The sequence below is a fragment of the Rhodococcus sp. R1101 genome, assembly GCF_000278445.1.
Classification (GTDB): Bacteria; Actinomycetota; Actinomycetes; order Mycobacteriales; family Mycobacteriaceae; genus Rhodococcus; species Rhodococcus gordoniae.
In genome coordinates this window covers 1-6,618 of sequence record NZ_AJVB01000201.1, presented here as the reverse complement: position 1 = coordinate 6,618, position 6,618 = coordinate 1, and the positions used below count along the sequence as shown (strand labels likewise).

Sequence of the window (6,618 nt, the reverse complement as noted above, 5' to 3'; positions counted from 1 at the left end):
ATCGGTGCGGCCGCGGCGTCGTCGGTTGCCGCTCTGGGCGTGCTGTTCGGTGCGGCGATCGCAACGAACATCGATCTCGGGCGTTGGGAGATCACCGTGGCAGTGTCGGCGCTCGGTGCGCTCACGATCGTCGTCGTAGGCGCGGTCCTCACCGCGCCGGGCGTGAGATCCCTCGAGGTCACCGCGGCCCGGACTCTCCTCGACGTCACCGTGCCCGATACCCGCGATCCACACGACTGGGCGGCACGCCGGCAAGGTCTGTGGTGGGCGCTGACCAGCATGGCACTCGGTTCCGTTGCACTCATCGCACTGCTGATCGGTCTGCCGAGTGGGGTGGGTCTGTTCTTCCCTGCCGAGCGGGTCGGATCGGCAGGGATTCTCACCGGCATGCCGACACCGGTGCGCGCGGCGATCGGGCTGGGCGCGGTGATCGTTGCCCTGGCAGTGCTCGTCGGCACCGCGATCCTCGAGCGACGACTCGCTCCGATGATGCTCGCACCGACCGCCACCGACCGTCTCGACGAACTTCGCGCAGCGAACACCGAACTCACCTGGCGCACACGCCTCGCCCACGAACTGCACGATTCGATCGGCCACACACTCACGGCCATGACCGTGCAAGCACAGGCAGCCAAAGCCGTTTCGCAGGAACAGAATCGGCATCTCGACGCGATCGAAGAACTCGGCCGTGCGGCTCTCGCACAGCTGGACAACACCATCGGCCGGCTGACCGCACCGAGCGACGATACACCGGCCCGGGGGCACCCCCTCGAGGAGATACGGTCGATGGCCGATCTTGCCGGTGCCGACCTCGTCGAATCCGGTGATCCGCCGAAGCGACTCGTGGAACCCACCGCGACCGCAGCAGTAGAAGTGGTGCGCGAGGCGTTGACCAATGCACTCCGCCACGGCGACGGCCACATCTGCATCGAACTGAACCACGGCGACATCCTGGACATCCTCGTGCGGAACGGGATCGCAGATTCCACCGGCTCCCCCGGTCCGGGTGTCGCCTCCCGTCGCCGAGGCATGGGATTGACGACGATGCGCACCCGCGCCGACCACGCGGAGGGCACTCTCACCATCCACGAGGAGGACGGATCGTGGATCGTACGGGCACGATTCCCGCTGGAGGGATCGTGATCAGGGTCGCGGTGGTCGACGACGATCCACTCGTGCTCGACGGTCTCGCGACGATCCTCGGGGCGGTCGACGACCTCGCCGTGGTCGCGACCGCCACCGACGGCGTCGGCGCCATCGAACTCACCGAGAAGCGCGACGATATCGACGTGCTGCTGCTCGACGTCCGGATGCCCCGACTGGACGGTCTCGAAGCGGCGCGCCGAATCGTGCGATCGCCCGAAGCACCGGCGGTGGTCATGATGACCACCTTCGACGACGACGCCTATCTCGTCGAGGCGTTACGGCTCGGAGCCTCCGGTTTCGTCCTCAAACGCAGCGGAGCCACAGAATTGGCGAACGCGGTACGTACCGTCGCAGGTGGTCGTTCGGTCCTCTTTCCCGAACGAGTACGCGATCTCATGTCGACGCCGCGCCACCGTGCCCGAAACGGACCGGCGCTCACCCCGACCGAATTACGAGTTCTCGAGGCGCTGGTGCGAGGTGCCGAGAACCGTGAGATCGCCGAAGCGCTCCACGTCACCCGGGAGACGGTGAAGACACACGTGTCGTCGATTCTCGCCAAATTCGGTGCGCGCAACCGCACACACGCGGCAGTCCTGGCGCTCGACGCCGGTCTCGTCGACGGCTCCGGAGTGTAGGGGGCAGCGCCCTCGATCGACCGGTCCGAGCTGCGCACGATCGCGAGGAGTGGAGATTCGGCACGCTGCTATACGTTGAAGCGGAACTCCACCACGTCGCCGTCGGCCATGACGTAATCCTTGCCCTCCATGCGGACCTTGCCCTTGGCCTTCGCTTCGGCCATCGAACCGGCCGCGTCGAGGTCGGCGAACGAGACGATCTCGGCCTTGATGAATCCGCGCTCGAAGTCGGTGTGGATCACACCGGCCGCCTTGGGGGCGGTGTCGCCCTTGCGGATCGTCCAGGCCCGCGATTCCTTCGGGCCGGCCGTCAGGTAGGTCTGCAGACCGAGGGTGTGGAATCCGGCGCGCGCGAGCTGCTTCAGTCCCGCCTCGGTCTGGCCGATGGATTCGAGCAGTTCCATCGCCTCGTCCTCATCGAGTTCGAGGAGTTCGGACTCGACCTTGGCGTCGAGGAAAACGGCGTCGGCCGGGGCGACGGCCTGACGCAACTCTTCCTTGCGCTCCTCGTTGGTGAGGACGGCTTCGTCGGCGTTGAAGACGTACAGGAACGGCTTGGCGGTGAGCAGGTGCAGCTCGCGCAGCAGCTCGCTCTTCACCTCGGCCTGGGCGGAGAAGATGGTGCGGCCGTCCTCGAGGATCGCCTGCGCCTTCTTCGTCTCCTCCAGCTGGGCGACGAGTTCCTTGTTCTTCCGGGATTCCTTCTCGAGTCGCGGCAGTGCCCGCTCGATCGTCTCCAGGTCGGCGAGGATCAGCTCGGTCGCGATGACCTCGATATCGGCCATCGGGTCGACCTTGCCGTCGACGTGGACCACGTCCGGATCGTCGAACACACGCACGACCTGGCAGATGGCGTCGGCTTCGCGGATGTTGGCGAGGAACTTGTTGCCCATGCCCTCACCCGCGGAGGCGCCCTTCACGATGCCGGCGATGTCGACGAACGAGACGGTCGCCGGGAGGATGCGCTCGGAACCGAAGATCTCGGCGAGCCGGTTCAGCCGCGGATCGGGCAGTTCGACGACGCCGACATTGGGCTCGATGGTGGCGAACGGATAGTTCGCGGCCAGCACATCGTTCTTGGTCAGCGCATTGAACAGCGTCGACTTGCCGACGTTGGGAAGACCGACGATTCCGAGGGTAAGGCTCACGGAATCGGTATTCTACGCGGCCATCCCCGGCTCACTTCACCCGCACGCCACGCGTACCAACTGCGCGATGCGCGCAGCCTGATCTTCGTCGGGCACGGTCGATCCGTTGGCCGCGACTTCCTGAACCTTCGCGTTCACTTCCTGGTCGGATGCACCCTCGTCGATGAGAGGGCAGGTCTCGGTGACGATGGACTCGATGTCCTGCGTCTCCCGGTCGGCCGACAGCTGCGGGTAACCGGTGCGGAAGGCCGCGACGAAGACGTCGAGCTTCGCCTTGTCGAAGATGTCGCCGGCCCGCTCGGCCGCGCTGGACGCGACGCTCTGCACCGACGAGATGGCGCCCTCTGCCTGCTCCTGAACGCTCGTGACCGCGACATCCGCCGAGGAGCGCACGTCCTCGTCGCTGGGAGTGTCGTCGGAGCTGCACGCGGTGAGCGCGAAGGCGGCGGCGATCGCCACAGTCGCACCGGCCACACGCAGACGTCGGGTCGTGCTCGTTCGGTTCGTCACGTTTCGAGAATGCCACGGACGGGGACCCTTCATCGCCGTTTCCGTCGTGTCGTCCGGATCACGCGCGGCGCTCGGTGACCGTAGATTGGCGACTGTCGATCGGTATCGAGCTCGATACATGTCGGAAGGACCGTCGTTGACCGAATCGAAGACCGCGCCCCGCGGCAACAGCAGTGAGAAGCCGTCGGTGACACCCGACCGGGCAAGCCTGCTGGGCACGGGCGGAATCTGGCTCGCCAAGTGGTCGGCCTGCCTCGTCGTCATCGCTGCTGCCGCCGTGGTGATCGGCTGGATCATCGAGAAGATGTGGGTGATCGTGCTGCCGGTCGCGCTCGCGATCGTCGTCTCCACGATTCTGTGGCCGCCCACCCGTTTCATGACCAAACGTGGCGTGCCGCCGGCCGGCGCGGCCGGCCTGACCCTCGTCATGTTCTTCGCGGTCGTCGGCGGCATCATCGCCGGGATCGTGCCCTCGGTGGTGTCCCAGATGCCCGACCTGGCCAACAAGGCCACCGAAGGCATCAACACCGTGCAGGAGTGGGTGAAGGGACCCCCGATCAACCTGCGCGACGAGCAGCTCGACAATGCCGTCCACGCGGTGGTCGAGCGAGTGCAGGGCAGTGCCGCCACGATCGCCGGGGGTGTGTTCTCCGGCGTGAGCACGGCAGGTTCGCTGCTCGTCACGCTCGCTCTCGTCCTTGTGCTGGCGTTCTTCTTCATCAAGGACGGCCCGCGGTTCCTGCCCTGGCTGCGCAGGGTGAGCGGCCGCCGCGCCGGACGCCATTTCGACGAGATCCTCAGGCGGATGTGGACCACGCTCGGCGGGTTCATCCGCACCCAGGCCCTGGTGAGCTTCATCGACGCTCTGTTCATCGGTATCGGCCTGGTGATCCTCGGAGTGCCGCTCGCCCCGGTGCTGGCGATCCTCACGTTCATCGGCGGGTTCGTACCCATCGTCGGTGCGTTCGTCGCAGGTGCGCTGGCCGTGTTGGTGGCGCTCGTCGCGAACGGCTTCACCACGGCGCTCATCGTGCTCGTCCTCATCATCGCGGTGCAGCAGATCGAGGGAAACGTGCTGCAGCCGGTGCTGCAGTCGCGGTCGATGAATCTGCATGCGGCCGTGGTGCTGCTCGCGGTGACGGCGGGATCGTCGTTGTTCGGCATCATCGGCGCGTTCCTGGCCGTACCCGTTGCGGCGGTGGCCGCGGTGGTCATCCGCTACATCGGCGAACAGATCGACGAACGCGCCCGGGAGGGAGAGGACGAGACGAAGGCACTGCCGGCTCCGGGCGACACCTCGGTGCCCGATCCGAAGAACGCCAAGCCTGCCCCGCCGGAGCCGGCCGCCTCCGAGGAGTGAGGGACGGTCAGCTCGCCACGCGGACGGTGGATCCCGAGCGGCCACGGATCACGTGCAGCCTGCTCGGGATGCGCTGGCGCATCTCGTCGACGTGACTGACCACACCCACCACGCGGCCTCCCGCGCGTAGTTCGTCGAGCACACCCATGACGGCCTCGAGGGAGTCGGCGTCGAGCGAGCCGAACCCTTCGTCGATGAACATCGTGTCGAGCACGAGCCCACCGGCCTCGGCGGCGACGACGTCGGCGAGCCCGAGGGCGAGCGCGAGCGACGCCTGGAAGGACTCACCTCCCGACAACGTCTTCGTCGACCGCACGGCGCCGGTGTACTCGTCGTGGATGTCGAGGCCGAGACCGCCGCGACGGCCACGGCTCTCGACCGCGTCGGAATGCACGAATTCGTAACGGCCACCGGACATCCTGCGGAGCCTTTCGGAGGCCGCGTCGGCGACCTCCTCGAGTCGTGCCGCGAGCACGTACGAGCGGAGCGACATCTTCTTGGCGTTCGAGCCCATCCCGGCGACGACGTCGGCGAGCGCGGACAGTTCGGCGTGCTCGTCGAGCAACGGAGCGAGTTCGGCGCAGGCACGCTCGAGCCGCCGGGTGTAGGTCTCGATGTCGAGGTGCCGGCGCTCGGCCTCGGTGGCCGCACGCAGAGCGGCTTCCACCGCGGCGGCACCGTCGTCCACCACCGTGCGGGCCGCTGTCACGTCGGCGACCTCGTCCCCGGTGAGGGCGGCGATCGCGGGGTCGTTCAGCGTGGAGCCTGCGACGGCGCGTTCGTCGTCGGCAGCGCGCAGGACGCGGTCGATCTCGGCGAGTCTCTCGGGCCGCCGGACCGCGGCGAGAGCACTGTCGAGGTGAGCGAAACCCGCCTCGACGGCAGCAGTGCGGGCGTCGGCGGCACGCTCGTCGGCGGCCGTCCGCGCCTGGAAGGCCGCGGTGCGGGCATCGAGAAGTGCGGTCGCGGCGGCGGACAACGCGGCGACCGCCCTGCGCCGGGGGGCGAGCAGATCGAGGTCGCCGACGGCCTCGACGATGCGCTCGGTGATCTCGGTGACTTCGGCGGCGCGGACTGCGTCCTCGCGGGCGAGATCCGACAGTTCGGCGTCGAGCCGCTTCTCCTGCTCGGCCAGGACGGTGTCGCGCTTGCGCAGATCCTCGACCACCGCGCGCAGGTGGTCGAGCCGGCCCGCAACGGTGGCGGCCTCGTCGTGGGCGCGAACCGCCTCGGCGTGGGCGGCGGTGAGCTCGGCGAGTTCGACGTCGCCGCAACGCTGCCGGAGAACGGCGACGATCCCGGCGAGGTCGGTGGCGGCCTCGCGCGCCTCGGCCAGCGCGGTGGCGGCGCGCTGCTCGGCGGCGTGGGCGCCTTCTTCGTCGGCCTTCGTCGCGGTGTCGGGCGCCGGGCGGGCAGGCGCGGGATGTTCGGTGGAACCGCAGACCACACACGGTTCTCCGTCGGTGAGACGTGCCGCGAGTTCGGCGGCCATCCCGTCGATCCGCCGTTGCCGGACGTCGAGGTGCGCAGCGCGAGCCTCGTTGAATTCGGAGTGCAGCTGCAGCACCCGACCTTCGAGGCGATCGAGTTCGGTTCGGCGCGAAGCGAGTTCGACGGCGGCCTCGAGTGCGTCGGCGGCGTGGGTGCGTGCGGTCGACAGACCCGCGAGCATGGCCGCTGCCCGCTCGGCCTCGGCGACCGCATCGGCGGCGGCGGCCGACCGCTCGGGCAGCGCGACACGCTCGTCGATCACCTGCTGCCGCTCGTCGGTGAGGGCACGCCGGCGCCCGGCGCGATTCTCGCGCTCGGCTTCGATCTC

The 6,618-nt window shown here is 68.3% G+C and carries 6 protein-coding genes; 3 read left to right on the top strand and 3 right to left on the bottom strand.

Going from position 1 to position 6,618, the window contains the following annotated elements; genetic code table 11:
* Positions 1-1,143, top strand: a 1,143-nt coding sequence (locus R1101_RS29260) for a sensor histidine kinase (RefSeq protein WP_016933951.1), incomplete at its 5' end; no start/stop codon positions are given.
* Positions 1,104-1,781 carry a response regulator transcription factor gene (locus tag R1101_RS0113520; protein WP_232284748.1) on the top strand — a complete coding sequence of 226 codons (678 nt, stop codon included), beginning with the start codon at positions 1,104-1,106 and terminating at the stop codon, positions 1,779-1,781. The genes R1101_RS29260 and R1101_RS0113520, both read left to right, overlap by 40 nt.
* 68 nt (positions 1,782-1,849) lie before the next feature.
* On the opposite strand, the gene ychF is transcribed toward R1101_RS0113520, so the two are convergent.
* Both ychF and R1101_RS0113510 read right to left on the bottom strand, forming a co-directional pair.
* On the bottom strand, positions 1,850-2,929 hold the full coding sequence (ychF, locus tag R1101_RS0113515; RefSeq protein ID WP_016933949.1) for a redox-regulated ATPase YchF: 1,080 nt from the start codon (positions 2,927-2,929) through the stop codon (positions 1,850-1,852).
* Positions 2,930-2,965: 36 nt separating this feature from the next.
* Positions 2,966-3,403: a hypothetical protein gene (locus R1101_RS0113510; protein WP_016933948.1), complete on the bottom strand. Its 438-nt coding sequence runs from the start codon at positions 3,401-3,403 to the stop codon at positions 2,966-2,968.
* 154 nt (positions 3,404-3,557) lie between these two features.
* On the opposite strand from R1101_RS0113510, the gene R1101_RS0113505 reads away from it, so the two are divergent.
* Positions 3,558-4,799, top strand: a complete 1,242-nt coding sequence (locus R1101_RS0113505; RefSeq protein ID WP_026003239.1) for an AI-2E family transporter — start codon at positions 3,558-3,560, stop codon at positions 4,797-4,799.
* A gap of 7 nt (positions 4,800-4,806) precedes the next feature.
* Here R1101_RS0113505 and R1101_RS31000 read toward each other — a convergent pair.
* Positions 4,807-6,618: SbcC/MukB-like Walker B domain-containing protein (locus R1101_RS31000; protein WP_016933946.1), on the bottom strand; the 1,812-nt coding region annotated here is incomplete at its 5' end.